Source organism: Shewanella sp. 125m-1 (assembly GCF_052977065.1).
Genome location: NZ_JBRILT010000008.1, coordinates 10,747 through 36,248 on the forward strand (window position 1 = coordinate 10,747; position 25,502 = coordinate 36,248).

Sequence of the window (25,502 nt, forward strand, 5' to 3'; positions counted from 1 at the left end):
GCAAATGCATTCTAAAAAACCCTTTTACATTTTAGTGGCGTTACTGTTTATTAGCGGCATCGCCGCAAGTGTCTACCGTGGAATTGAACACAGCGTACCATTTTTACCCGGTAAACAAGTTCAGAGCTGGGCAGTCGATGCTAAAGTTAGCTTTCAAGGAACCGGTGAGCCTGCTGAAGTCTCTTTCTCTTTACCTGAAGATCCAGCCTATGAAATTTTGGTTGAAAACGCCACATCACCAGGATATGGCTTAACGATTACTGATAACGCGATTGATCGCCGCGCTATCTGGTCCATTCGTCGAGCAGTTGGTACCCAAGATCTGTATTATAAAGTGACCCTGATCCCGACGGGTCAAGATAAGCTGATAGCCGAGAAAAACCCTACAACGCCTGTTGCATATATGTGGCCTGCGACAGAACAAGCTGCGGCAGAGCAAGCTATCGAAGAGGTTTGGTCTAAAAGCGCGACCAATCTTTCTTTTGCACAGCAGCTAAATAAAGATTTAAATGCCAATGAACGTAGCCAGAACATAGAGCTGCTACTAACCAGTAACTCGCCAAGTAAACTCTTCATCAGAATGCTGCACAGCAAAGGGATCCCAGCGAAAGAAGTTAGCGGTCTTTATCTTGAAGATCAACGCCGTAGGCAACAATTGTCTAACTTTGTTGAAGTGTACAATGACGGTCAATGGCATCTGTTTAATGCCGAAGATGGCAGCCAAGGTCGCCCTGATAACTTACTGCTATGGGACCGAACAGGCACATCGGTACTTGATGTTATCGGCGGTGTTAACTCACAAGTTAACTTCTCAATGTTGCAAGATACTCGTTCTGCTTTAGCCACTGCTATTGATGTCATGAAAAATGATAACGCTTTAGATTTTTCTCTTTATCAGTTACCCCTAGAAGAGCAGAGCCTATTTAAAGGCATTTTGTTAATACCGATTGGCGTATTAATGGTTGTGTTCCTTCGCGTCATCATTGGCATCAAAACCTCTGGCACCTTTATGCCAGTATTGATTGCTTTAGCATTCATTCAAACCACCCTCATAACCGGATTGATTGGGTTCCTACTGATTGTCGCCTTTGGTTTGATGATCCGCTCATATCTGTCGGAGCTCAACCTCTTGCTCATATCGCGGATCTCTGCGGTGATCATTGTTGTTATCGGTATTATTGGTTTATTTACTCTATTGTCTTATAAGTTCGGACTGAGTGAGGGATTAACCATTACCTTCTTCCCAATGATTATTTTGGCATGGACCATTGAGAGAATGTCTATCCTTTGGGAAGAAGAAGGTCCTAAAGAAGTGGTCATACAAGGCGGCGGCAGTCTGTTTGTTGCCACACTGGCTTACTTAGCGATGAGCGCGACTTGGGTACAGCATTGGGTATTTAACTTCTTAGGTATTCACTTGGTGATCTTGGCGCTAGTGTTACTAATGGGTCAATACACTGGATATCGCTTACTTGAGCTTAAACGCTTCAAGCCTTTAGCTGGAGAAAAGTAATGTTTCTAGCGAACCCTTCAGCCTTAAAGCACAACGGTGTGCTTGGTATGAACAAGCGTAATATCGACTATATTGGTCGCTATAACCCACGTAAGTACTACAAACGAGTCGATGACAAATTAACTACCAAGCAATTAGCCCTTGCAAACAATATTGCGGTACCGGATTTAATCGGTACAGTGTCAGAGCAACATGAGATTGCCGATATTCCTGCGATGGTTAATGACAAAGACGGCTTTGTCATTAAGCCATCGAAGGGATCTGGCGGTAAAGGGATTTTGGTTGTCACTAAAGTCGAACATGGTCGTTACTACAAGCCAAATGGTCAAGAAGTCACGCCTTCAGAAGTCTATCGACATGTATCAAACGTGCTCAGTGGGCTATTTTCTCTTGGTGGAAAGCCAGATGTCGCCATTGTTGAGGGCTTGATCCAATTTGACCCTGTATTTGATGGCTACTCTTACGAAGGTGTACCAGATATTCGTCTGATCATCTTTAAAGGCTTTCCCATCATGGGAATGTTACGCCTATCGACTGCAGCGTCAGACGGTAAAGCAAATCTACACCAAGGCGCAGTGGGCGTGGGGATCGACATCGCAACAGGCAAAGGTTTACATGCTGTGCAGTTCGATCAGCCCGTTGACTTTCACCCTGATACGCAAAAGAAGTTGATCTCAATTGCTGTCCCGCAGTGGGATACCCTGCTGCATACTGCATCTATGGCTTATGAAATGTCGGAGCTTGGCTATCTTGGAACCGATATGGTGCTGGATAAAAACAAAGGCCCACTTTTGCTAGAGCTTAATGCCCGCCCAGGTCTTGCCATTCAAATCGCAAATGGCCGTGGTATTTTGCCAAACCTACGTCATGTTGAAAGTATGGGCAACCATAACATGACAGTGGCAGAACGCGTGGCATATGCAAAAATACATTTCAGTGCCAACAGCTAAACACGTTAAATGGCTTTTTAGTCCGCTTTTCATTGTTATCTGTTGGTTCAACACGGCAGCTCATGCTGCCGTGTCGCCTATCCCGATCTTAGTAGAGCAGTGCCTAAGCTATAATTTCCCCGCCCAGCAATCCAGTACTCACTCTGATAAAACATCCGTTCCTCAATACGATAGTAATACACAAGCTATTGAGCTTGAACGTGATTTCATCGGATTTTTTAATATCAACGATAGAATTAAGTACTACCGGCAATTTCCTCTTTCTTATACAGATCGGGAGTTGTTACTTCAGTGTCAGTTATATTTAGCCGATGAATTAGCCCTATACTTTCAATCCACGCAATTTCAATCTACACGATTTAAACTCGCTGATAGTCACGATCCCGCGATTCAAGCTCTAGTGATGCGAATAAATCGCCTCGCTAAAAATACCGAGCGCCCTAAATACAAGGCTCAGTTACATACTGCTCAAGCGGCTTTTAAACAAGGCATTAGCAGTCAATCCCTTAGCCTTAATTTCTTTAATAACGACTGTAAACTGGCTTCAGTTGAGCCAGCAACAGACTTTAACGGTTCACTGGCAAACTATTTAATTCAACAACCAAGTGAGCAGTGCAGAAAACGTGTTTGGCAAGCCTATCAGGCCCGTGCATCGCATAAAAATTACAGTTCGTTAAATTTAATCACTGAGTTACGTCAGCACCAAGCCGAGCTCGATGGGTTTAGCGATTACAGTCACGAGGTGTTGCACCAGCAATGGTTGTCGACACCAGAATTAGTCAAACAGTTTCTACAAACACAAACTCAAGCAATCAATATTGCTCCTTGGGATCTTGGCTTAACTTTATCAAAGGCGACACCTACCCCGGTTAACACCATGGCATCGATGCAGTTACTTCAGCTGCTAGCAGATGCATTACAAACATTTTCGATTACAATGACAGCTGTTAATGAAAAGCTGTATCGAGTCTGGTTAGATGGGCGTCTTCTGGGGGATATCTATTTAACTGAAGGTAATAAAACCCGAGTAAAACCAATTCGACAGCTAGTGGTAGGCCAACAATTTGGTCAGTTCGAGTTGATAGTAAAACCTGAACTTAAAACTTATCAGCAGCAAAGCGCTGTGATTGAGTCGGTGGCAAGCATCATCACCCAACTGGCAAGTGGACAGAAATTTTATCTGCCAAATACCATCGGGGAAACTCAAGATACCGCTCAAATCGACACGCTATGGTTACAACAGTACCTTAAGAGTCAACTTCTACCAGAATTAAAGCAAGACAGTAGAGAGTCGGTATTGCTGCAATATGCCCAACAGCTACACATATTTAGGGCTAAAGTGGCTATCAATACCTATTTAGCGGCTAACAGCCCTCTTAAATTCGATCTTAACCAAGCATTTACGCAAGCCTTTGCAGCCCAATGGGATCAAGTCGATGACGCAGCTTATACGTTTAGCGCCCTTGTATTTGAAGGGCCGCTTTATTACCAAAAAATCTGGCAAAAAGCAGTGGCTAACTATATTTACCATTCGACAAAAGACTGTCAGAATCAGAAACTTGTATTCGATTATTTAGTGGTTAATGAATCAGCTAATGACATTGCTAGCATTTTTGAGCAGTTATTAGGTGAGCCAGTGACTAATGACTCACTTATCAAAAGGACTCAACATGCCTTCAATCCTCAAGATCAGCACCCTCGCCGCTGCACTATTTTGCGCCAATAGTTTAGCCGCAGACCTTGCTGTTACAGAGTCAACTAAGGCTCAAGTGTATCAAGGGATCAAAAGTAATCTCGAAGAGCACCTATTTGAATTGCCTCCTCGCGTGCAGGGCCATTACGGTATTCGCCAATACCGCATGACCGGAGATCCCAAATATGCCAATTCAGCGCTGGTTGATCTTTATGTCGTCACCGAAGCGCAGGCCTTCTATGCTTGTAACCTAGATCAGCCTGACTTCATTAGCGAACAAGCAGAACAAGCCATATCTGTACTAGGTAAAGGCCCACGAGCTAAAGCCCGTAAAAAAGCACTACAATCTTTTCCTGAATTTATCTTTTATACCGACGTACTACTTCGTTACTCAAGCCGGATCAATGAGTTTGGTTTTGACGGCCCTTGCCACGATAAATTAACGGCGGTTTTAAAAAAGGCTGACTTAAAAACAGGCCTAACCGATAAAGCCATGATAGAAACCTGGGCAGCTCAGCTTGTTAACTATGTGTATTGGGCAAAACAGATAGGTGTTGGCGACTATTTAGCGGACTATAAAAAAGCCTTTATTGAGGTCTACCCTGATAATCAAGACGCAAAATTAAATAAAAAACAGTACCGTAATAAACTCTATGGTATGACCCACTTTATCTTTGCCGACAGTGAGTATTATCAGCACAATGTCGATCCGAAGGAGTTTGCTTGGATTTTAGATCACTTCGAGAACAATATTGACCGCATTTTAAAAGATGCTACAGATGACATTATCGCTGAAGTAGGCATCAGTTTTTTACTTGCAGGAAAGCCGAATCATCCTGTTGTTAAAAAGACCCAACAACATATTATTAATGCCTACAATACTCAGGAGCAGATCATTCCATCACCACGAGGCAATCCAGATCTTGTTATCGGTGAGCATCGAAATGTACTGGCAATGATGCTACTCGATTGGCCTGAAAATTTACACAAAGGACCTTATCTATCTGAGCTTAAGGCAACTAAGAAATATTTGCCAAAGCAGGTCACACCAATTAAAAAATAGGGATAACAGATAACAAAGCTCTTAAAGGCTTTGTTATCTGCCCATTGCAACTAGCACATAAAGCGGATTTCACGAGTCTTGAGTGATTATGGATAGAGCAAAATCAACCTTAGAGCAGTGGCGTATACTGCAAGCTGTCGTCGACTTTGGCGGGTACTCACAAGCTGCCGAAAAACTGAATAAAAGCCAATCGTCGCTTAACCATGCTGTTGCCAAATTACAGTTTCAGCTTGGCGTGCAATTACTCGAAGTTAAAGGACGCAAAGCCTACTTAACCGAATGTGGAGAAGTGTTATTACGTCGCTCAAGACACATTACTCAATCAGTCAATGAGCTAGAGATGTTAGCGAACAACCTAGAAACTGGCTGGGAGCCTTCCTTAACCATTGCCCGTGAAATTATCTACCCAATGGAACACCTAGTTGCTGCTCTGAGCGATTTTCTGCCTGTAAGCCGTGGGACACGAGTCACTGTGCTCGATACCGTTATTACTGGAACGACGGAACAGATTAGCGAACAAAATGTTGATTTAGCCATTTGTGGTGGCCCACCACCTAAAGGCTATTTAGCTGAACCATTATTAGATATCGATTTGTTATTGGTTTGCCACCCTTCTCACCCACTGGCACAGATGAAAGTCATCGAAGATGATCAAACTCTGGCTCAGCATTTACAAATCGTGATTAAAGACACGAGTCTTACTCCACTGAGCGAACTTGGTTGGCTCAAGGCTGAGCAGCGCTGGACGGTGAGTAATTTTCATGAAGCCATTACCATTTTAGAAAGAAATATCGGATTTTGCTGGGTTCCAGAGCACCAAGTTAAACAGTACATTGAAAATAATCAGCTAGTTAAATTAAATCTCAAAGGTTCAAGTAAGCGTAAAGTTACACTCAGTTTAGTGATCCCAAATAGAGATAAACAGGGCCCAGCAAGTGAGTTACTGGAGTCGCTAATCAAAAGGCATCATCAGGTGATAGAAGATTGTATCGATATGACTAAAAATAAAGGCCAACCCTAGGGCTGGCCTCTTAACGAGAAACACTCAGGTTAATCTGACTCTCATTTAACGATTAATGTCTAACTGTGTTTGTGCTTGTAACATTTGTTGTTTCAAGCCGCTATAGTCATCAGCGCTAAAGTTAACGTGACCAAGCTTACGGTTAGGTTTAGGGACCTTATTGTACCAGTGCAGACTGGAAGTGGCAGTAATGCTATCCAGTGGCGGTTTAGCTGTACCCAATAGATTAAGCATCCCCACCTTACCTTGAACCCGGCTCTCGCCTAGTACCAGCCCCGCAATTGCTCGGATATGATTTTCAAACTGACAGGTTTGACTACCAAGCTGTGTCCAATGGCCACTGTTATGAACTCTTGGCGCTAGCTCATTTACCAGTAACTCTCCATTAACCACGAATAACTCTATAGCGAGCACACCAACATAATCTAAATGATGGGTTATACGCCTAAAGTAATCCTCTGCAGCGGCTGTCATTGCAGGTGTAAGGTTTTCAGCTGGTGCCGTCGACGCAATTAAAATGCCATTATCATGGCGATTTTCGGTTAATGGATAGCAAGTAATGTTTCCCTGCTTATCTCTTGCACCAATAATTGATACTTCACGTTCAAAACCGATCCACTCCTCAGCTAAATAAGAGTCTGGCACCAGGTGAGTGGCAACCGAATCAAGATCATCTTGAGTTTTGATCACCCATTGGTTTTTACCGTCATACCCTTCTTCGAGCGACTTAATAACCAAGGGGAAGCCTAGATGCGTACCAAGCTCGTTGATACTTTCACCATGAGAAAAAGCGGCGCAAGGTATATGTAGCTCAGACAACAACTGCTTTTCGGCGATACGGCTCTTACAACGAGCAACACTGTCAACATTTGGACTGGTAGTGCAAAGTGCTGATAGCGCAGTTAACAAACTTAAATCAACTTGCTCCTTTTCAACAGTGACCACATCAGGATGTCCAAGAGCGGCATATAATTGATTCACATCATCATCAATAGACCAATTCAAGATCTTACCAAGACCATTTACACAAGCCGTATCAGTATTGGCTCCGGTATCATTAATAAAGCTAAATTTGATCCCCAGAGGCAAACCCGATAACGCCATCATTCGCGCAAGCTGACCGCAACCAATAATGGCAATATGCATTATTCAACCTCCAGCGGTACACCCGCTGTTTGCGTGGCGCGCCAATCACAAAGTCGCTTAGTTAGCGCTTTATCTGCCAATGCCAATATTTGTGCAGCCATGAGCCCTGCGTTATACGCCCCGGGATCACCAATGGCTTGCGTCGCGACAGCCACACCTTTTGGCATCTGTACTATCGACAATAAGCTGTCCATACCTTTAAGCGCTTTACTTGATACAGGAACCGCAATCACAGGTAGATGGGTCATGGCAGCTGTCATGCCAGGCAAATGCGCAGCACCACCCGCACCAGCAATAATCACTTCGACTCCATTGCTTGCAGCTTGCTGACTAAATTCAACCAAACGCTCGGGTGTTCTGTGTGCAGATACCACTTGAGCGTGATACTTAATACCGAGCTCTTCAAGGACTAGAGTGGCATTTTTCATCGTTGGCCAGTCACTTTGTGACCCCATGATAATAGCGACTTTGACAGGTTCCATAATTACCTCTTTATTGGTTAACCATAATGTGAACAATGCATAAGTAGGAATGCCTACCGACACATAAAAAGGGAACGCAACAGCTAATGAATAAGTAATAGATTGGGTGCGATGTTGCGCAGTGTGCCAGAATTGTTTTATATATGAAAATAGATGTTATCATGTTTATATATAGATAAATAACTATAAAGTTCAAATTATGTCTTTACGTTTGCAAGCCCATATGGGGACCCTAAGACAGTTAGAAATATTACTGGCTGTATATGACTCTGGCACTGTGAGCGGTGCAGCCCTGAACCTGCATCTAACTCAACCGACAATCTCGATGCAATTAAAGAAGTTAGCAGAGGTTATAGGCTTGCCTTTGTATAATGTCATTGGCCGTAAAATCGTCTTTACCGAAGCGGGTCTTGAAGTGGTTAAAACCGCGACCGAGGTACTGGGTAGTTTCGCACGACTCGAGAGTTCACTATCCGATTTAGGCGAGCTGAAATCGGGAACGTTAAGGCTAGCAGTCGTCACCACATCAAAATATTTTATCCCTCACTTATTGGGGCCATTTTGCGAACGGTATCCCAATGTCGATGTACAGCTAAATGTGGGCAATCGACAACAAATTATCGAGCGTTTAAAGCAAGGCGTTGATGACTTCTACGTGTTTAGTCATCCTCCAGCGGATCTCAACACTGAAAGTATTGAGTTTTTTAATAACCCCTTAGTTGCTATCGCTCATGAAAACCATCCATTTTCGAAGCTAAAATCGTTATCACTCGATAAACTCAGTGAAGAACCCTTTTTAATGCGAGAAAACGGTTCTGGTACCCGTTTAGCCATCGAACATTTTATGGAGAAGCAAGGGGTTAACTTAAATATTAAAATGACTATCGAGAGTAATGAAGCCATCAAGCATTCGGTCATGGCAGGCTTAGGGATCAGTATTTTGTCTGCCCATACACTCGTGTTTGGTGGTAATGCGGGGTTAACGCAGCTCAAGGTTAACTCATTACCGATTAACTCAAATTGGTATTTTTTGTGGTTGAAGTCGAAAAGGCAAACCGAGATTGCACAGGCTTTTCTTCGACATGTTGAAACCGACGGACGCCGCATGTTAACGCAATTAAATCGCCACCCCTTATACCAATCAGTATAAGAAGTTGTTCAACGCAGAAGTAGGCAACCAAAAACGCTCCAGAATGGCGAGTTTTAGCGGCTCTGATACTGTGTTAACGAGCTTAAACGTAGAATTACTATGCGCTTCACTCCTTGCAGACCACATCGTCTAGTATGTTCCCAACATACATAAGACATTTCCTCCATCCCTGGAGGTCAGATGTGGTGAATGTCATTGCACTTTAATATTACGCCTTGATACTGCAGCTTAATCTAGTACCTAGATATTACGATATTACACCTTGATATTAATCAAGCTGCCTATCATATCTGATGCTATTTGGATCACCTCAGCCGACGCCTGGGCATGAATCACCGCTTGAGTTGCATCAACTAATGCTTGCGTTGTACTGCTTGGCATACTGACATTGTCAACCGTCGTCGTGCCTGCAACTGATTGGCTCGCACCGGCAACATCAATCGTCGCTTGGGTTAAGTCTGTCTGCGCCGCTTGAAATCCATTGTGCCCAGAAATGATACTCGGTGGGATCTGCATTATTTTCTCCATAGCAAACAATTAGTAGCACAATTATCAAGCAAAAATTTAAAGAAGTACAGTTTATACCAATTGTATAAAAAACAGACCGCTAACAATCATTGACCCAATCGATGAATAAAGATTCATTGTTCTGCTAATCTTAGAAATAGCCTTTAAGTCACTAAAATGATACGGTTATCACATAAATACAAGAAATTGGAAATAGCGCAATCTTGCGAGGAGATCTCTAATGAAAAAAGCGAGAATACTGGTCGTAGATGACGATCCTGTCTGCTCAAGCCTTTTATTATCTATCTTAGGCGATGACTACCAAGTCACAACCGTTAATTCAGGTGATGATGTTACTGATATTGCCAATATCCAGCGCCCAGATGTTATCTTTTTAGATATTATGATGCCGGGTAAAAACGGTTATCAGGTACTGAAAGATTTAAAAGAAGATCCACAAACCTCTATGCTACCCGTCATTATCGTGAGCTCCCTTTCGGAACAGTCTGATGAAAACCTTGCATTAAGGATTGGTGCTGACGGCTATATAGCCAAACCTATCACGCCATCAAATGTGTATGAAGTACTTAAAAAGCAGCTCTAACCAAACCACCTTCTAAATGACAAAGTACCAAAGTACAGCTTATGCTCCACAGCTAATTGCTAGTGAAGTATTCCACTAGCGAAAAAGCGGCATTTACACTGTCTGCTGCACAGCTTTATCGTAATGGCTTATTGTTAAGACGTGAGTCTAATCAACTCAGCGCATAGGCAAACACCATAGCGAGCCGTTTAATGCAGCTCAAGGTAAAAGTGATCAGGGTGTAACGTTTTAACTTAGGAAATAGCTCTCGACAAATCACCTGCTTATCTTGGAATACACCGATGTTACTAATCGGAAGCAATAAGGCTTTAATCTGATACGTTTGCTTAGCAAACGTCACAGAATAGCGCTTATAAGGCAGCCATAAGAACTTTTTAAACACGATATTGCCTTCACAGCTCACCCTTAATGTTCCCGATAAACTATGGTAATCGAACTTAACTTGATGACCACTTAGCTCAAGGGTTTTATGATGTTTAAACCAACTCATGGTAAATCCTTTTTATGTCGCTTCCATATGACTATGCACTTGGCTAATGAATAACTTACCTAAACTGATATATCAAACAAGCTCAAATTATTCATCTTGCCTATATGTGCTACCAATATGTACCATCTATATATTTAGACCGCCATCACCAACCTGTTTCCCAGTCTTTCCAAACCGGGTTAACTCCACGTTGCAGCATGGCGTTAGCAACGGCTTGTGGCGTCCGTGCATCACTAATTTCAAACTGATCGAGCTCAGTATTAGGTTCAACATAACCGCCAGGCTGAGTTGAACTGCCCGCACTAACATTCGTCACACCGAGTCCGAACAAATTATCTCGAAGCTTAGGCGTTTCTCGTGTCGATAAACTGATCTCTAGCTGCTGATTAAACAAACGAAAAGCACAGATCATCTGTACCAAGCCTTTGTCTGTTAATTCCACTTTAGGTGACACCCCGCCAGTACAAGGTCTGAGTCTCGGCAGAGAGATACTGTAACGACTTCGCCAATAGGTTTTCTCTAGGTAATCGAGATGGTACCCCATTAACAATGCATCAAAACGCCAATCATCTAAGCCTAACAACACACCTAATCCGATTTTATCAACCCCAGCCCGAGCGACTCTATCGGGTGATTCAAGCCTGTACACAAAGTCCTTCTTTTTTCCTCGAGTATGATGTTCGGCATAAATCACAGGGTTATACGTTTCTTGATACACCATCACCGCATCAAGCCCCTCACTCACTAACTCTCGGTAATCTTGCTCGTCAAGCGGCTGTACCTCCATGGCCACGTGGCTAAATTGCTCACGAACCAAAGGCAGAACTTGTTTAAAGTAATCTAGTCCTACTTTAGTTTCGTGCTCACCCGATACCAGTAAAATAGAATCGTATCCCATAGCTTTAATTAAGCGCATCTCATCTGACACCTCATCATTAGACAAGGCCTTGCGCTTAATTTTATTACTCATCGTAAAGCCACAGTAATCACATTCATTGGCGCAAAGATTAGATAGGTAAAGCGGAATATACATGCCGACACTTGCACCAAAGCGCTGCCGAGTGAGTGCCGCCGACAGCTGCGCCATCTGCTCAAGATAAGGCTCTGCAGCGGGTGATAATAGTGCCAATAAACTATCTAAATTACCCGCAGCCTGATGCAACGCCCGCTCAACATCGTTTGCGGTTTGCGAATAGAGTTTCAGCTTAAGCTCTGAGCGAGACAGCTTTTTAAACACATCAACAAAACTTTTTTGCTGCTCTGTTTGAGGATTTTTCTGACGTTGGTTATTCATTTAAAAACCCTGTTAACGGGCTGGTGTGATGTGCTTGATGACTCACTGCGCCGAGCCCTGCCATATAGGCTTGTCTGCCGGTATTTACCGCTTGTGCGAAGCAGCGCCCCATGGCAACAGGATCAGAACTGCTGGCAATCGCAGTATTAACGAGCACTGCATCGGCCCCCAGCTCCATAGCATGAGTGGCTTGTGACGGTGCGCCAATTCCAGCATCAACAATCACTGGTACTTTAGCTTGCTCAATAATGATCTTTAAAAAGGTTTCGGTGGCTAATCCCTGATTTGATCCTATCGGGCTACCCAGTGGCATCACTGCAGCGCAGCCCACCTCTTCTAAACGTCGACAAAGCACTGGATCTGCATGAACATATGGCAAAACCACATAGCCTTGTTCACATAAAATCCGCGCCGCTTCTAAGGTTTCGATAGGATCTGGCATTAAATACTTAGGGTCAGGGTGGATCTCAAGCTTAATCCAATTAGTGCCTAACACCTCTCTCGCCAGATGGGCCGCAAAAATCGCTTCTTTGACGTTGCGAGCCCCTGCCGTATTAGGTAGAAGTTTTACGCCACTGTCTAACAATGGTTTTAATATATTGTCGCTGCCAGTCTTAAGATCCAGTCTTTTAACCGCCAGTGTCACCAGTTGGGATTGAGATGCTTCAATGGCGGCCAACATGGTTTCTGGCCCAACGAACTTACCTGTACCGGTAAATAATCGTGATTCAAATTGATGTTCTGCAATCGTTAACATTTTAGCCTCCGGCTACGACAGAAAAGAGTTCTAGTTTATCGGCTGTTTTACACTGCGTAATAGGCCAGCTTTGTCGAGGTACAACCTCTGCGTTAAGCGCAGCCGCTATCGCCTTTATCTCAATGCCTTGTGCCAGACTATAAGCTTCGATCACAGCCTGTAGTGTTGTGTGGTTAGCGAGCTGCTTAACTTCATCATTGATACTGATTGAAATGCCACGGCAGTCTTTCTGTTCATCATTATTATTAACTTGCTGCATAAAATTGCTCCACAGATTAGCCCCTCGCTGTACAAAATTGAGCTCGAGGCTAATCATTCTCGGTTAATACTTTCCGGTTAAGACTTATCGCCTAATACTTCCCAATTAAAACTTCCCGATTAAGATTTCTCGCCTAATACTCAACGGTTAATAATTGACGGTTTTAATACGGCATACTGAACAGTCTTTATTGCGTGGAACCGTCGCTTCTCGCCAGCTAAATTGGTTACCATCGAAACGAAATAACTTACCGACGGTCTCTCTACAACCTAATAACTGTTGCAGTGCAATCAAAGCTTGCATCGATGCCAGTACGCCTACCATAGGTCCTAATACCCCCACGGTTTGACAGCTTTGACTAACTTGCATATCTGCAGGGAATAGACAGTGATAACAACCAGATTGTGGGCTATATTGCTGGTCTATATGCAGTAGTTGTCCTTGAAAGTGTGCTGCCGAAGCTGACACCAAAGGCAACTCATGACTCATTGCAAACCCATTAATCAATTGGCGGGTATCAAAGTTGTCACTGCAATCAAGTAATAGATCATATTGGCCAACATCTGTGTTAAGCACTTGCTTGATATTGTTTTTCATCAAGTGTTCAGTAACGGCCTTTAACTTGACGTGAGTGTATGCTTGGCCAAGCTTTTGCTGTGCCACTCGCGCTTTTTTATACCCAATATCGCTGACCGTAAATATCAGCTGCCGTGGAAGGTTTGATAACTCAACCTCATCACCATCCACCAGCGTTATGCGGCCAACGCCTGCAGCGGCTAGGTACTGAGCAGCTAAATTACCTAACCCTCCAATACCGATTACGGCAACATGCGCATTAGCCAGTGAGACCTGTCCAGTCTCACCCACTTCGGGTAGTAGGACCTGCCGTGAATATTGCAGAAAGTCGCTATCGCTTAACGCGTTGCATACCCCTTTGGTCATTGTCATTTTGATATTCCCGTCATACCGACTCATGCCATGCTTGGGTTAACGTGTTAAATGCGGACGCTGGATCTTCTGCTTCAGTCAAAGCCCGTACAACAGCAATATCATCTACGCCAGTCGCCTTAACACTTTCAAGCCTTGAGGCATCTATCCCCCCTATCGCGACGATGGGCAGCTCCCCCTTCATCAATGACACGTACCTTGCAAGCTTTGCTAGCCCCTGCGGTGTAGAGGGCATCACCTTGGTCGATGTAGCAAATATATGACCAAAAGCGATATAGGACGGGTTGTGCTGCTTAGCGAGCAAAATCTCAAAATAACTATGGCTAGACAAACCAAGTGCCATATTCGCCTCAGCTAACTGCTTAAGATCACAGTCCATTAAGTCTTCCTGACCCAGGTGCACACCGTACGCTTGATGCTTTATCGCTAGTAACCAATGATCATTAATAAACACTCGCGCCTGGTAATCACGCCCCAGCGCAATGGCTTGAATTATCTGCTGCTCCAAAGATTGAGACTTCAATGCAAGCTCTTTGGGATCTTTTAGCCGAAGTTGTATAGTTCTCGCTCCAGCTTTTAACAGCGTTTCGAGTAAAACCACATCTGCTACAACCGGGTACACGCCCAAAGCTGCATTAATCTTTTTAAAACCATTGAGCTCGCCTTCTCTGGTTAGCTCATTATTAGCCAATGAACAGGGTAAGTGGTCTTGCTCGGTGACTTGTTTGATATAAGGGAATAAGTTGCTCTCCCTTGGCCACGCCGTTCTTTTTAGGCAGCCGGGGCCTTTCCCCGGTTGATAACTCAAACGCAGGCCTGCACTAACATAGGCTTTAGCCACTACAACGGCATCATTAAGCACAAAACCATGAGCCATCACAGCAGCGATAGCTGATGATAAGGTGCAGCCAGTACCATGATTATTACCGCTGATTTCTCTTATGCTCGATAACCAAAAGCCTTGCCACTGATGCTGCTTGGATATGCCATCTACATCCCGACAAATCAGTAAGTCATTAGCCTGCTGTTGACACCAACTTGGGCCTTTATCTCCGCCTTTTGCCAGCACTGATGTTGCAAGCATATCAGCAAGCGTTTTAGCCGCTACGATACATGCGTCAATATCATCGAGTGTGTGCCCCGCTAGCACCTCAAGCTCAGCGTTATTGGGAGTGACTAAATTTAGCAGCCCTTTGAAAGGACTAAAGTCTAGCCTGGCATTATTTGCCAGTTGATCACCACAAGTCGCTACCATCACGGGATCTAAGATAACAGGAACCTTAATACCGACTTTAAGCCAACTCGCTTGTTGAGTGCTAAGCCATGACGCTAACGCAGTAATTTGTGACTGGTCTGCCAGTAAACCGATTTTAATCGCAGCTGGCGGCAGGTCTGCTAGCAAAGTATCAAGCTGAGAGCGTAACATTTGCGCGGATACCGCCTCCACCAACGACACCGTCACCGAGCTTTGCGCTGTCACAGCAGTGATAACGCTGCACGCATGGGCATCGAGATCTGACATGGTTGCCAGATCCGCTTGAATACCCGCGCCGCCTCCGCTATCTGAACCCGCAATCGTCCACACTATCGGACGCTTGTCAGGCCAACTATGGGGAGCATTTTTCATGACTAATCCTCTAGCACCACATCACGCTTTTTTTCAGCGGCTTCATGGTAGAGTTCCGCCCCCTTGGCTTTAAACTCAGCCGACATCTGTGCCATGCCCTGCTCACGAACAACAGTCGTTTCACTCACTGTGTATGATTGATATTCAGCATCCGATTTAATATCGATGCTGCTAACCTGTTGTTCACGCTCTTGAGCGGCGGCATAATCACGGACTTCTTGAGTGATCTTCATCGAACAGAATTTTGGGCCACACATGGAGCAAAAGTGTGCCACTTTGGCAGACTCTTGAGGTAAAGATTCATCATGATAAGCACGCGCTGTATCAGGATCTAAACCAAGGTTATATTGATCTTCCCAGCGAAACTCAAAACGTGCTTTTGATAAAGCATTGTCACGAATTTGCGCGCCAGGGTGTCCCTTTGCAACATCGCCAGCATGAGCTGCAATTTTGTAGGTAATAAGTCCTTGTTTCACATCTTCTTTATTCGGCAAGCCTAAATGTTCTTTTGGCGTGACATAACACAACATGGCGCAGCCATACCAAGCGATCATTGCCGCACCAATACCTGAGGTGAAGTGATCGTAACCCGGCGCGATATCTGTTGTTTGCGGGCCTAACGTATAAAATGGCGCTTCATCACACAGCTCAAGCTGTTTATCCATATTCTCTTTGATGAGATTCATTGGAATATGACCTGGTCCCTCGATAATGGTTTGCACATCATATTCCCACGCAATTTTCACCAGCTCGCCTAAGGTTTCTAATTCCGAAAACTGCGCTTCATCGTTTGCATCGGCAATAGATCCCGGACGCATACCGTCCCCCAGCGACAGTGATACATCGTATGCGGCGCAGATCTCACAGATCTCACGAAAATGTTCATAAAGGAAATTTTCTTTATGGTGTGACAAGCACCATTTGGCCATGATTGAACCGCCACGCGACACGATGCCCGTTAAACGTTTTGCCGTCATTGGTACATAACGCAGTAACACACCAGCATGAATAGTGAAGTAGTCTACGCCTTGTTCGGCTTGTTCGATCAAGGTATCGCGAAAGGTTGCCCAATTTAGATCTTCTGCAACGCCGTTTACTTTTTCAAGCGCTTGATAAATTGGTACCGTACCAATTGGCACTGGTGAGTTACGAATAATCCATTCACGGGTTTCATGAATATAACGTCCCGTCGACAAGTCCATCACGGTGTCAGCGCCCCAACGCGTCGACCAAACAAGCTTTTCAACTTCCTCTTCGATTGACGATGTCACCGCAGAGTTACCAATATTGGCGTTAACTTTAACCAAAAAATTACGCCCAATAATCATAGGCTCAGCTTCTGGGTGGTTGATATTTAAAGGGATGATAGCTCGGCCACGGGCAATTTCTTGTCTAACAAATTCAGCGGTTATCGGCTCGCCAATCACTGCGCCAAAACTTTCCCCCTTATCTTTTTGCGTTAAGATAGGGTCTCGTACTTCTACCTGTGCCATGTTTTCACGAATGGCAATGTACTCCATTTCAGGCGTGATAATGCCCTGCCTTGCATAGTGTAACTGCGTCACACATTTACCTATTTTGGCGCGACGAGGTGGTAATAATGACTCAAATCGAAGGTGGTCTAAGCCGTCATCAGCTAAGCGCTGCTGAGTAAAGCCAGAGCTGACACCTGCAAGTTGCTCGGTATCATCGCGCTCTTCTATCCAGTGCTCGCGGAACTTTTCTAATCCTTTACGCACATCGATTTTTGCATCAGGATCAGAATACGCACCTGCGCAGTCGTAGACTTTTAGTGGAGGGTTGGCTTCAAATAGAGGATTGGCTTCAGAGCCGCTAATTAGGGTATCAGCTTGGTGTATTTGGCGCATACCCACTTTTAGATCTGTTCGACTACCTTGTAGGTAAATTTTTTCAGAATTTGGGTGCTGTAGCGGCTTTAAGTTATCAATAAACTGTTGAGCTTGAGCTCGGGTTTCGCGGCGTTTTGACATTAGCAAACTCACTTTATAAAAAGAAATGAAGTTGCTTGTCAGGAGAAATGAGAATGTGAAAAGTTGAACGGATAGTAAGGCAATAAACGCCAGCTACACGTAACCTTCGAAACATTGCTTAAGCATGTCTTAAACAGACATTTTTGCAATGATTTCGCTTGTTTCCTTCGCAGGTTCTAGCCTGATCAGGTTCAACGGATCCCGAATTAACGGTCTCAGCCATATGGCACTCCGACAAGATGAACTGGCAGTATAGTCCTATCGACTTGTGACATACAAGTGCTTAAGTAGATATTAGACTAGAATAAACAAGCAAAAAATTAGAACCATAACCAACTGTTACATATGAGTTTTAACTTGTAAAATGGGTAATTCCGTTAAAATAGATGAATTTTTATCAACTAAAACTTATCCCTTTTTACTTATCATTCGCTTATCTAGTTGTGCGGAAATCGCATCATTGATCGCTTTTTTTATCTTGTCTCCACCACAATTAAATGGGTAACCCAGGTTTTCTGCAAAAGGGTTAATTTGCGTTGGCACTTGGACAATGCGATAGCACGTATCACCCTGCCTGACGATGCGATTCGGATCTAATCTATGGTTGGTTGTGAGCACCTTGCTGTACTCATCAACTTGAGGGAAAACTAACTCTTGCATGTCGCCATCCATCTCACTCAAGGAACGCTTTTTAGTATATTGATCAGCCTTGTCTATAATGAGTTCATCGAGTTTGCTGGCTCGTTGCTTGGCCAAGTAAGACTGCGTAAACAGGCTTGAGCTTGATGCTAAATTTTGACTACTATTTTGACCTGAACTTGAATTCGCATTTTGAGTAGGAATTAAGTTTAACTTTTCATACTGACTATTCTCACTGCGAGCTATCGTGCCCTTTGTGTTACTCGCCTTTTTTATTGTCAGCTTTGTTATAGTGCCCTTTGTCATAGCCTGCTTTGTTATAGTACCTTTCGTTATAGCGTCCTTTGTTTTACTGACCTTAATTGACCCGTTGTTAGTTTCACGCTCTTGCCACACTTTCTCTTGTAGTTCTTTCTCTTGCGAAGTAGCAGCAACAATCTCTGGATTTACGACAGGTTTTACTGTGACTTCACTTTTCACTTCAAGCTCAATATCCGTTTTTATTACTTGCTCAATAACTTTTTGATCTGTGACTTTTGGCTCAGTGACGTTTTGAGGAACTTGATACAGATATGATTGAATTTTAGCGCCGGACACATTTTTAGTTACCAGTGCTGTGCCTGTCCATAATTGGTTTATCGCAACGATAGCCACAAGGTGTAATAGTATGACACTGGAGATAATGAGCAAGCCGTTGAATCGAACTTGGCGTTGCTGTTGCTTACTTTTTTCTGCGTTAACGATTTGCTCGCGTTTGGCCTCCCACTTCTGCGTCGCTCTCAATTGGCTCTTCCTAACTCTTGTGCTTAATTAGACACTCTTCCTATAGTGATAACAGCTTAGAACAATCTCAGCTTAAATAAGTTCACATTAGTTATTTATGCTAGGCTGAGGAGCCCATTGAATATCGCACACTAAACACAGGAGCATCCAAGAGATACTGATTTCAAGAGTGTCAGTCCAGAGTTGTCAGTTTAAGAATTGCCAATTTAAGCGTACACGTGTTCGCTTAAACTGTAGCTTTTACAATCTAAAATGTTACACTGACCACAATTATGGTAATCCAGAAGTCATTTATATAATGCCAGTAGAACATGCGACAGCTCCAGATAATCAAGGTTCTAAGCCAACGAATAAGCCAACAAGTAAACAAATAACCTCTGCTAATTATTGTGCTAATGAAGAGCTAGCCAATAGCCTCAGTCATGGTATTGGCGTACTTGCAGGGATCGTGGGGCTGATTTTATGTCTGCTTAAAGGCTATGATCACCTCAGTTTTATTCAGTTAACCGGCGTGGTCGTATACTGCTGTAGTATTATTTTACTGTTTCTTTGTTCAACCCTTTACCACTATGCAACTTCGCCTCTAGTAAAACATAAGTTAAAAATTGCCGATCACTGCGCCATCTATCTGTTAATAGCCGGAACCTATACGCCGTTGATATTGATTACGCTGGCGAGCAGCGACGCCAATTGGGTATTAATTGCCATTTGGTCACTTGCCATTGGCGGTATTTTGTTTAAAACCCTATTTATTGGCCGCTTTAAAGTGTTTAGCTTAGTCTTGTATTTAGTGATGGGTTGGCTATGTGTGACGGTGATGCAAGAGCTAATCGCCAACATGTCAGATTTAGGTTTCAATTTATTGATAAGCGGTGGGCTCTTTTATAGCTTAGGTGTCATTTTCTACGTCGCTAAACGCATCCCCTTCAATCATGCTATTTGGCACTTGTTTGTTTTAGGTGGCGCGGTATCTCACTTCTTATGTATTTACTTAACCGTGATTTAACTCGCTAATATCGATAACTTTAAGCTTTACTTCACTCGATACAACAAAGGCGCTTATAGCGCCTTTTTTTATGAGTTAATCATCTACTGATAACTGGCAAAAATCGATAAACCTTTCGGTCAACAACTGAGCCTCATCAGTCATTTCAGCTTGTTTAAATAGCTCAATAATACATTCGAGTGTGCACAAACCTCCCTCAACCTGATTGCGCCTGAGATTAAACTGTGAGTCTGGCGTATCGCTTAAAGAGAAAGTGTTAGCTGTTTTTAGATAAGGGCTTTGGCGCAGCATTTTACGGGCTTCTTGCCAAGTCGCATCTAAAATCACTACTGTTTCTGGCCACTTTAGTACTTTATCTGTGTTTCGAGATGCTCGGCATTGAGAAGCACTGCTTTCAACAGCTGTGTTTACCGAGCCTTCATCTTGAGACAGAGCGGCTGAGTCCACCTCAGGGAATAACAGCGCCGTTGTCGATTCAGTTAACTTATCTAATAAAAGCTGTGATGGCGTTACCCGTGACCACATGATCCGCTGACAATATTCAGGGAACTGTTGCAGTGCAATATTGCCCGTATTCGTTGGACGGATTGCTTCTCGCTCATGGGTTAGTAATATGACGTGCAATGGCCTGACTCTTAATGTAACAAGATGCGAGTATATACCGAAACAGCTAAAGGTGTAGAAACACTCATAAAAAAGCGCACCTTACAGATGTGCGCTTCATTGTACTACAGTGTTTTATCTAAGCCTGCATGCAACTTAGCAATACACTGCTCATCTATTTGTATTTTTTAACTTTCTTTAAGGCTATCTGCTGTTTTAGCATAGAAAGATGGTCGGTAAATACCACACCATTTAGGTGATCCATTTCATGCTGCAACACGATTGCTAAAAATTCATCGGTATCAATTTCAAACGTTTTACCGTGACGATCTAATGCGCTTACTTTAACCCCTTCATGGCGATTGACTTTAGCGCGATAACCCGGGATAGATAAACAACCTTCTTCGCCTTGATACGAACCACGCGATTCAATAATCTCTGGGTTAATCAATACTACTGGCTGATCACGTTCTTCAGATAAGTCGATAACCAAAATAGCATGCAAACTACCAACCTGAGTTGCAGCTAGGCCGATACCGTCATCGGTGTCGTACATAGTCTCAATAAGATCATCAATAAAACCTTGTACAGACTCAATATCTGTTACAGGTACCGCCTTACGCTTAAGGCGTTCATCGGGGATCGTTAAAATGTCTAGCACAGCCATATCATTATCACACTAATGTTAACTAAAAAAATTCGCGCTATTATGACCGAAACAATCGCAAAGGCAACTACCGCGGCGATTTAAGTCTATTTAAGTTCAATAGCCCTTTCAGTATATCTTCTCTATTGCCTCCCAAATCACTACATACACCAGCAGCTAATTTAAACAATTAGCTCCACATTTACGCAACATGTGATAGCATAAAACAAAATGTATAAAATATACGGAAAATAATATGACACAAGCAGGACGCACTGCACTGCCCCCTACATTCTTCGTTGCCAATACGATGGAGATCTTTGAACGCCTTGCTTGGTATGGCTTTTTCGCCCTATCCTCCCTTTATATGACCTCACCGCAAAATCAGGGTGGCTTAGGATTTTCAGATCAAGAACGTGGCTTATTACAAGGTATGATCCCGTTTTTCCTTTATTTATTCCCTGTATTAACTGGAGCACTTGCCGACCGATATGGTTATCGGAAAATGTTCTTAGTGGCTTACGCTATCATGTGCCCCAGCTACTACCTACTTGGCCAAGTTGATACCTTTATGGGATTCTTTGTGGCCTTTATGGGGGTCGCAGTAGGAGCTGCCTGCTTTAAACCTGTGGTCACTGGCACCGTAGCCCGAACAACAGATGATACAAACAGGGGATTAGGCTTCGGGATCTTCTACATGATGGTCAATATCGGTGGGTTCTTAGGTCCCTTCATTGCCGGTTATGTTAGAGCGATTAGCTGGGATTGGGTGTTTATCATGTCATCATTTTGGATTGCAATTAACTTTATTCCAGCTTTCTTTTTCTATAAAGAACCTACGGATCAAAGCCAGCAGAAAGGTAAACCTCTTAAAGCCGTATTCCAAGACATCCAAGAAGTTCTTGGCAACGCCCGCTTTGCCATTTTATTCTTTGGTACGTTAATCATCTTAATGTCCTATGGCGCCAAGTGGATCACGGGGGAGACAACCCTAATCATTTATGCAGCCTGGTTCACTGGCCATATCATCTGGGACAAGCTAGCATCAACAAAACCCAAAGCTCCGTGGTACGCGCAGAAAATCAGTCTAGGTAACAAACCCTTTGTGATCTATCTACTCATCCTATCCGGTATGTGGATGGTCTATCAGCAGATATTTATTACCTTACCTATCTACATTCGAGACTTTGTCGATACATCTGATTTAGTGATGATGCTCGCAGGTTACCCTGACTTATTACAGTTTTTCGCCCCTGTTGATACGAGTTTACTGCAATCGGAATTAACCCGCTTAAGCCATGAGGTGGCTGCAGGGACAGTTAACGTTAAGCAAGCTTACTTTGAACTTGTTCATACAAAAGTCATGGTGCCAACAGCTGAGATAAGCCAAGCGGTAAATGCTATATCACAAAACCCTGCGCTTGCGGCGCAATATGCTCAAACATGGGCAAGTGAATATCGCCAAGTTAACCCTGAGTACCTTATTGGACTTAACTTTTTGTCGATTGTAATAATGCAGTTGATGATCAGTCGTTTCGTAGAACGTTTCCAAGCATTACCCGTTTTGGTTGGTGGCACGATTATTCTCGCCTTAGGCACTGCCATTGGCGGACTGGCGCATGGCGCAATCATGGGCGGGGCAATGGTGCTGACCTCTATCTTGGTATTCTCAATTGGCGAAATGGTTGCATCACCGAAAAGCCAAGAGTATGTGGCAAGCTTTGCGCCAAATGACAAGAAAGCCATGTTTATGGGTTACTACTTTGTCTCTTCAGCGATTGGATTCTTACTGGCGGGCCCGCTATCTGGCTACCTATACTCAGAAGTTGCCAAAGGCGCTGGTCGCCCAGGTCTGATGTGGTACATCATAGGGGCACTTGGTTTGGTAACGGCACTTGGTTTAGTACTGTTCCATAAGTTTGGTACCACACCAGAAGCTGCAGATGATACTGCAGTGCCAGTAGCTCAAGCGACTTAAATCATTAACCCTTAAGTAAGTGGTTGTCACTTATTGCGAATATACCCAAGGATAAGCCTATTGATAACTCAAATTTTCAATAGGCGTTAACCAGCAATAAATCTTATTCAACGGCGCTTAAAACCAAAAGCCCATGTCGGTCTAATCAGATCAACATGGGCTTCTTAATGCTACGTTAAAACTCATAGCGTACCAACCGCACTATTTAAAATTGAGAGCGCACCGCAAACACCCACTGAGTGTCTTCGCTTTCAAAGCGATCAAGCTTTTCCCAATCATACTGATAACGCACAAGCCAAGACCATTGTGGGTTAATCTGATAACCAAGTGCTAGCCAACTTCTCGCCTCATAGCGCTCAACGCCGTCAACACCGGCATTACCCTGCAGGTAAAACTCACTATACCAATGTTCAGTCATCGCCTTTAACACAGTCATATTGGCATTGGCAGCAGTGCTGTCTTTATATGACTTAACGGCTAAATGATTCACCGCCAATTCTGTAAATACCTGGGTTGAAAACCAGCCCTGATGCTCGGTCATAAGTCCCATTTGGTACTGATAATGGCTGGCTTTACCTTGGGGTGTATCAGTTTTACCATGAACAACAGAGGCTCTAAAATTTACCTGCTGCGTAGAGTAAAGGTAACCTAAGTGCCATTTATCGCCGCCAATATTGGTATTGGCTGAAAACTTTTGGTGGCTTGTTGCAAAGCTACCACCAAGCTTAAACACATCGCCATCAAAACCAACATAGAGCGAATCATTCAAATTTAATGGATCTGCAATATGTCTAAAATCGCCTGCGAAAACTGGGACTGATGCAACTGAGAGTAATAACAAAGCCCCCAGAAAATGACTTAACCTCTTTACTGACATTATATCTACCGTCAAAAAAGCGCTATTATTACTTTAGCGCCAAGTATCGGCAAGAGCTTTTACTTTATATTACAACCCATTAACCATGAACGATAGCGCCACCAAACCATTAACATTGGTAACGCTAATAAGCGTAAATATGAGCCATATAGAGCAAGATTATTGACCTTCTCAAGTTTAAATCTTACGGTAATAAAAGGAACTCGATTTGATTCAAAAAAGCAGTAAGCCTTCAGCAATGACGCAAATTTGGCATATTGTGTCTATGATCCCTGAAGGGAAAGTCTGTTCTTACGGAAAAGTCGCCGACTTAGCAGGCTTACCAGGGCGAGCTCGTTACGTTTCAAAAGCGCTTAAGTTAGCACCCGATGAATTAAACCTGCCATGGCACAGAGTGATTAATAGCCAAGGAAAAATATCATTTGCTGAACATAGCTCGCCATTCATTGAACAGATGCAGCGACTGCGCAGCGAAGACATTATAGTGAACCGTGGCAAAGTTAAGTTGTCTGAATATGAGTGGCAACCTGATATCGCAACATTAGTGCTTTCATTACCATTTTAGATGCTAGTGTCATTAATATATTGTATTAAAATTAGGCCAGTGCCAAATCATCCTCGATTGTAAGGAGTTGTCTTTGTTAAAAACGTTACCAGCTCTATTCGCTACTAGCTTGCTGTTTGTCAGTCATATTTGTCTTGCCAATACAACAGCATTAACACCACATACTGCAGAGTATCAAGTCAATTACGGCAGTATTGAACTAGGCCGCGCCCGCTATATCCTCGATGCGCCCGACGGCAACCTATTTCAATACCGTTTTGATAGTGATGTGGGCTTGCTCATGCTATCTGACCAACGTCATATACGCAGTGAATTTACTTTAGAGGGTAATAATCAGCTGATGCCTATGCGTTATTCAGTTGAGCGCACCGGCACCGGACCAAGTTTTAGAGAGCAAGCCGCTTTTGCAAAAGGCCAAAATGTTATCCATAGCCGATACAAAGATGAGCGAACCCAATTTCCTTATGACAGCCAGTTATTTGATCCGCTGATGGTTCAGTTACAGTTTAGACTCGACATGGAAGCCCATAAAGATGAACTGCATTACACCATGGTAAAAGAGGGCGAGGTCGATGATTACGCTTTTAAAATTGTAGGCAAAGAACGGGTAAATATCGACAGTGGCAGCTACCAAACCATTAAGTTTGAAGTGGTACGCAAGAGCAAAAAACGCCAGACTTTCTTTTGGATGGCGCCAGAACTTAGCTACCTTCCTATCCGCTTAACCCATTTTGAGAAAGGCAGTAAACAACTCGACATCAAACTGCTTAATTATCATTTTGCCCCCGTAAAGCCAATTGATGAATCAACATCAGAACAGGCTCAATTACATGATGTTCCTAGCAATGAAAAAGGCTAATTTCGCAGCTACAGCGTATCAAGTTCTAAAAGCTCGCCACACCAAACGTAG

At 43.5% G+C, this 25,502-nt stretch carries 25 protein-coding genes and 1 riboswitch; of the genes, 11 read left to right on the forward strand and 14 right to left on the reverse strand.

The features are described from left to right. Window positions 1–4: 4 nt before the first annotated feature. From ACVBIK_RS05780 to ACVBIK_RS05800, 5 genes are all read left to right on the forward strand, one after another. On the forward strand, window positions 5–1,513 hold the full coding sequence (locus ACVBIK_RS05780; RefSeq protein WP_447159835.1) for a UUP1 family membrane protein: 1,509 nt from the start codon (window positions 5–7) through the stop codon (window positions 1,511–1,513). Continuing rightward, window positions 1,513–2,463: an alpha-L-glutamate ligase-like protein gene (locus tag ACVBIK_RS05785; RefSeq protein WP_447159836.1), complete on the forward strand. Its 951-nt coding sequence runs from the start codon at window positions 1,513–1,515 to the stop codon at window positions 2,461–2,463. Before ACVBIK_RS05780 ends, ACVBIK_RS05785 begins: the two co-directional genes overlap by 1 nt. After that, window positions 2,432–4,189 carry a M3 family metallopeptidase gene (locus ACVBIK_RS05790; protein WP_447159837.1) on the forward strand — a complete coding sequence of 586 codons (1,758 nt, stop codon included), beginning with the start codon at window positions 2,432–2,434 and terminating at the stop codon, window positions 4,187–4,189. The genes ACVBIK_RS05785 and ACVBIK_RS05790 overlap by 32 nt, the downstream gene beginning before the upstream one ends. Then, a complete protein-coding gene (locus ACVBIK_RS05795; protein WP_447169278.1) occupies window positions 4,134–5,219 on the forward strand; it encodes a DUF3541 domain-containing protein in 1,086 nt (361 codons plus the stop codon). The genes ACVBIK_RS05790 and ACVBIK_RS05795 overlap by 56 nt, the downstream gene beginning before the upstream one ends. 88 nt (window positions 5,220–5,307) lie before the next feature. Further along, window positions 5,308–6,240 (forward strand): LysR family transcriptional regulator, encoded by a 933-nt coding sequence (locus ACVBIK_RS05800; RefSeq protein WP_447164397.1) that lies wholly within the window; start codon window positions 5,308–5,310, stop codon window positions 6,238–6,240. A 45-nt stretch (window positions 6,241–6,285) separates the two neighbouring features. On the opposite strand, the gene ACVBIK_RS05805 is transcribed toward ACVBIK_RS05800, so the two are convergent. Both ACVBIK_RS05805 and purE read right to left on the reverse strand, forming a co-directional pair. Beyond that, entirely contained in the window at window positions 6,286–7,386 is a 1,101-nt protein-coding gene (locus ACVBIK_RS05805) for a 5-(carboxyamino)imidazole ribonucleotide synthase (RefSeq protein WP_447159840.1), read from the reverse strand. Then, the gene (gene purE / locus ACVBIK_RS05810; protein WP_447159841.1) at window positions 7,386–7,868 is read right to left on the reverse strand and encodes a 5-(carboxyamino)imidazole ribonucleotide mutase; all 483 of its coding nucleotides are present in this window, start codon (window positions 7,866–7,868) and stop codon (window positions 7,386–7,388) included. The genes ACVBIK_RS05805 and purE overlap by 1 nt, the downstream gene beginning before the upstream one ends. 199 nt (window positions 7,869–8,067) lie before the next feature. Between purE and ACVBIK_RS05815 the strand changes: the two genes are divergently transcribed. Then, entirely contained in the window at window positions 8,068–9,018 is a 951-nt protein-coding gene (locus ACVBIK_RS05815) for a LysR family transcriptional regulator (protein ID WP_447169279.1), read from the forward strand. A 255-nt stretch (window positions 9,019–9,273) separates the two neighbouring features. On the opposite strand, the gene ACVBIK_RS05820 is transcribed toward ACVBIK_RS05815, so the two are convergent. After that, window positions 9,274–9,534 carry a chemotaxis protein gene (locus ACVBIK_RS05820; RefSeq protein ID WP_447169280.1) on the reverse strand — a complete coding sequence of 87 codons (261 nt, stop codon included), beginning with the start codon at window positions 9,532–9,534 and terminating at the stop codon, window positions 9,274–9,276. Between the two features lie 232 nt (window positions 9,535–9,766). Here ACVBIK_RS05820 and ACVBIK_RS05825 point away from each other — a divergent pair, with 232 nt between their 5' ends. After that, a complete protein-coding gene (locus ACVBIK_RS05825; RefSeq protein ID WP_447169281.1) occupies window positions 9,767–10,129 on the forward strand; it encodes a response regulator in 363 nt (120 codons plus the stop codon). A 151-nt stretch (window positions 10,130–10,280) separates the two neighbouring features. On the opposite strand, the gene ACVBIK_RS05830 is transcribed toward ACVBIK_RS05825, so the two are convergent. The 8 genes from ACVBIK_RS05830 to ACVBIK_RS05865 all read right to left on the reverse strand — a co-directional run bounded on the left by ACVBIK_RS05830 (window position 10,281) and on the right by ACVBIK_RS05865 (window position 18,917). Next, window positions 10,281–10,619, reverse strand: coding sequence for a hypothetical protein (locus tag ACVBIK_RS05830; RefSeq protein ID WP_447159845.1), 339 nt, complete (start codon window positions 10,617–10,619; stop codon window positions 10,281–10,283). 145 nt (window positions 10,620–10,764) lie between these two features. Further along, entirely contained in the window at window positions 10,765–11,913 is a 1,149-nt protein-coding gene (thiH, locus tag ACVBIK_RS05835) for a 2-iminoacetate synthase ThiH (RefSeq protein WP_447169282.1), read from the reverse strand. Further along, on the reverse strand, window positions 11,906–12,670 hold the full coding sequence (locus ACVBIK_RS05840) for a thiazole synthase (RefSeq protein ID WP_447159847.1): 765 nt from the start codon (window positions 12,668–12,670) through the stop codon (window positions 11,906–11,908). The genes thiH and ACVBIK_RS05840 overlap by 8 nt, the downstream gene beginning before the upstream one ends. A gap of 1 nt (window position 12,671) precedes the next feature. Next, window positions 12,672–12,929 carry a sulfur carrier protein ThiS gene (gene thiS / locus ACVBIK_RS05845; protein ID WP_447159848.1) on the reverse strand — a complete coding sequence of 86 codons (258 nt, stop codon included), beginning with the start codon at window positions 12,927–12,929 and terminating at the stop codon, window positions 12,672–12,674. 147 nt (window positions 12,930–13,076) lie between these two features. Continuing rightward, window positions 13,077–13,877 carry a HesA/MoeB/ThiF family protein gene (locus tag ACVBIK_RS05850; RefSeq protein WP_447169283.1) on the reverse strand — a complete coding sequence of 267 codons (801 nt, stop codon included), beginning with the start codon at window positions 13,875–13,877 and terminating at the stop codon, window positions 13,077–13,079. Between the two features lie 13 nt (window positions 13,878–13,890). After that, the gene (thiE, locus tag ACVBIK_RS05855; RefSeq protein ID WP_447169284.1) at window positions 13,891–15,504 is read right to left on the reverse strand and encodes a thiamine phosphate synthase; all 1,614 of its coding nucleotides are present in this window, start codon (window positions 15,502–15,504) and stop codon (window positions 13,891–13,893) included. 2 nt (window positions 15,505–15,506) lie between these two features. Further along, entirely contained in the window at window positions 15,507–17,495 is a 1,989-nt protein-coding gene (gene thiC, locus ACVBIK_RS05860; protein WP_447169285.1) for a phosphomethylpyrimidine synthase ThiC, read from the reverse strand. Window positions 17,496–17,640: 145 nt separating this feature from the next. Then, a riboswitch (TPP riboswitch) is annotated at window positions 17,641–17,739 on the reverse strand. 164 nt (window positions 17,740–17,903) lie between these two features. Then, complete coding sequence (locus ACVBIK_RS05865) at window positions 17,904–18,917, reverse strand: hypothetical protein (protein WP_447169286.1); 1,014 nt, start codon at window positions 18,915–18,917, stop codon at window positions 17,904–17,906. A 298-nt stretch (window positions 18,918–19,215) separates the two neighbouring features. Here ACVBIK_RS05865 and trhA point away from each other — a divergent pair, with 298 nt between their 5' ends. After that, window positions 19,216–19,923, forward strand: a complete 708-nt coding sequence (trhA, locus tag ACVBIK_RS05870; protein ID WP_447159853.1) for a PAQR family membrane homeostasis protein TrhA — start codon at window positions 19,216–19,218, stop codon at window positions 19,921–19,923. Window positions 19,924–19,998: 75 nt separating this feature from the next. On the opposite strand, the gene ACVBIK_RS05875 is transcribed toward trhA, so the two are convergent. Next, window positions 19,999–20,547 (reverse strand): DTW domain-containing protein, encoded by a 549-nt coding sequence (locus tag ACVBIK_RS05875; protein WP_447159854.1) that lies wholly within the window; start codon window positions 20,545–20,547, stop codon window positions 19,999–20,001. Window positions 20,548–20,701: 154 nt separating this feature from the next. Continuing rightward, window positions 20,702–21,193, reverse strand: coding sequence for a peptide deformylase (gene def / locus ACVBIK_RS05880; RefSeq protein ID WP_447159855.1), 492 nt, complete (start codon window positions 21,191–21,193; stop codon window positions 20,702–20,704). A gap of 235 nt (window positions 21,194–21,428) precedes the next feature. On the opposite strand from def, the gene ACVBIK_RS05885 reads away from it, so the two are divergent. Continuing rightward, window positions 21,429–23,150, forward strand: coding sequence for an MFS transporter (locus ACVBIK_RS05885; RefSeq protein ID WP_447159856.1), 1,722 nt, complete (start codon window positions 21,429–21,431; stop codon window positions 23,148–23,150). 205 nt (window positions 23,151–23,355) lie between these two features. Here ACVBIK_RS05885 and ACVBIK_RS05890 read toward each other — a convergent pair whose 3' ends face one another. Next, window positions 23,356–24,027, reverse strand: a complete 672-nt coding sequence (locus ACVBIK_RS05890; RefSeq protein WP_447159857.1) for a hypothetical protein — start codon at window positions 24,025–24,027, stop codon at window positions 23,356–23,358. Between the two features lie 238 nt (window positions 24,028–24,265). Here ACVBIK_RS05890 and ACVBIK_RS05895 point away from each other — a divergent pair, with 238 nt between their 5' ends. Both ACVBIK_RS05895 and ACVBIK_RS05900 read left to right on the forward strand, forming a co-directional pair. Further along, window positions 24,266–24,592 carry an MGMT family protein gene (locus ACVBIK_RS05895; RefSeq protein WP_447160012.1) on the forward strand — a complete coding sequence of 109 codons (327 nt, stop codon included), beginning with the start codon at window positions 24,266–24,268 and terminating at the stop codon, window positions 24,590–24,592. A gap of 73 nt (window positions 24,593–24,665) precedes the next feature. Further along, on the forward strand, window positions 24,666–25,451 hold the full coding sequence (locus tag ACVBIK_RS05900) for a DUF3108 domain-containing protein (protein WP_447159858.1): 786 nt from the start codon (window positions 24,666–24,668) through the stop codon (window positions 25,449–25,451). The last annotated feature ends 51 nt before the right edge of the window (window positions 25,452–25,502 follow it).

Bases quoted from the DNA above. Each gene is read 5' to 3' on its own strand.
- ACVBIK_RS05780 (WP_447159835.1), top strand. From the start codon at position 5: ATGCATTCTAAAAAACCCTTTTACATTTTAGTGGCGTTACTGTTTATT.
- ACVBIK_RS05785 (WP_447159836.1), top strand. From the start codon at position 1,513: ATGTTTCTAGCGAACCCTTCAGCCTTAAAGCACAACGGTGTGCTTGGT.
- ACVBIK_RS05790 (WP_447159837.1), top strand. From the start codon at position 2,432: ATGCAAAAATACATTTCAGTGCCAACAGCTAAACACGTTAAATGGCTT.
- ACVBIK_RS05795 (WP_447169278.1), top strand. From the start codon at position 4,134: ATGCCTTCAATCCTCAAGATCAGCACCCTCGCCGCTGCACTATTTTGC.
- ACVBIK_RS05800 (WP_447164397.1), top strand. From the start codon at position 5,308: ATGGATAGAGCAAAATCAACCTTAGAGCAGTGGCGTATACTGCAAGCT.
- ACVBIK_RS05805 (WP_447159840.1), bottom strand. From the start codon at position 7,386: ATGCATATTGCCATTATTGGTTGCGGTCAGCTTGCGCGAATGATGGCG.
- purE (WP_447159841.1), bottom strand. From the start codon at position 7,868: ATGGAACCTGTCAAAGTCGCTATTATCATGGGGTCACAAAGTGACTGG.
- ACVBIK_RS05815 (WP_447169279.1), top strand. From the start codon at position 8,068: ATGTCTTTACGTTTGCAAGCCCATATGGGGACCCTAAGACAGTTAGAA.
- ACVBIK_RS05820 (WP_447169280.1), bottom strand. From the start codon at position 9,534: ATGCAGATCCCACCGAGTATCATTTCTGGGCACAATGGATTTCAAGCG.
- ACVBIK_RS05825 (WP_447169281.1), top strand. From the start codon at position 9,767: ATGAAAAAAGCGAGAATACTGGTCGTAGATGACGATCCTGTCTGCTCA.
- ACVBIK_RS05830 (WP_447159845.1), bottom strand. From the start codon at position 10,619: ATGAGTTGGTTTAAACATCATAAAACCCTTGAGCTAAGTGGTCATCAA.
- thiH (WP_447169282.1), bottom strand. From the start codon at position 11,913: ATGAATAACCAACGTCAGAAAAATCCTCAAACAGAGCAGCAAAAAAGT.
- ACVBIK_RS05840 (WP_447159847.1), bottom strand. From the start codon at position 12,670: ATGTTAACGATTGCAGAACATCAATTTGAATCACGATTATTTACCGGT.
- thiS (WP_447159848.1), bottom strand. From the start codon at position 12,929: ATGCAGCAAGTTAATAATAATGATGAACAGAAAGACTGCCGTGGCATT.
- ACVBIK_RS05850 (WP_447169283.1), bottom strand. From the start codon at position 13,877: ATGACAATGACCAAAGGGGTATGCAACGCGTTAAGCGATAGCGACTTT.
- thiE (WP_447169284.1), bottom strand. From the start codon at position 15,504: ATGAAAAATGCTCCCCATAGTTGGCCTGACAAGCGTCCGATAGTGTGG.
- thiC (WP_447169285.1), bottom strand. From the start codon at position 17,495: ATGTCAAAACGCCGCGAAACCCGAGCTCAAGCTCAACAGTTTATTGAT.
- trhA (WP_447159853.1), top strand. From the start codon at position 19,216: ATGCCAGTAGAACATGCGACAGCTCCAGATAATCAAGGTTCTAAGCCA.
- def (WP_447159855.1), bottom strand. From the start codon at position 21,193: ATGGCTGTGCTAGACATTTTAACGATCCCCGATGAACGCCTTAAGCGT.
- ACVBIK_RS05885 (WP_447159856.1), top strand. From the start codon at position 21,429: ATGACACAAGCAGGACGCACTGCACTGCCCCCTACATTCTTCGTTGCC.
- ACVBIK_RS05890 (WP_447159857.1), bottom strand. From the start codon at position 24,027: ATGTCAGTAAAGAGGTTAAGTCATTTTCTGGGGGCTTTGTTATTACTC.
- ACVBIK_RS05895 (WP_447160012.1), top strand. From the start codon at position 24,266: ATGACGCAAATTTGGCATATTGTGTCTATGATCCCTGAAGGGAAAGTC.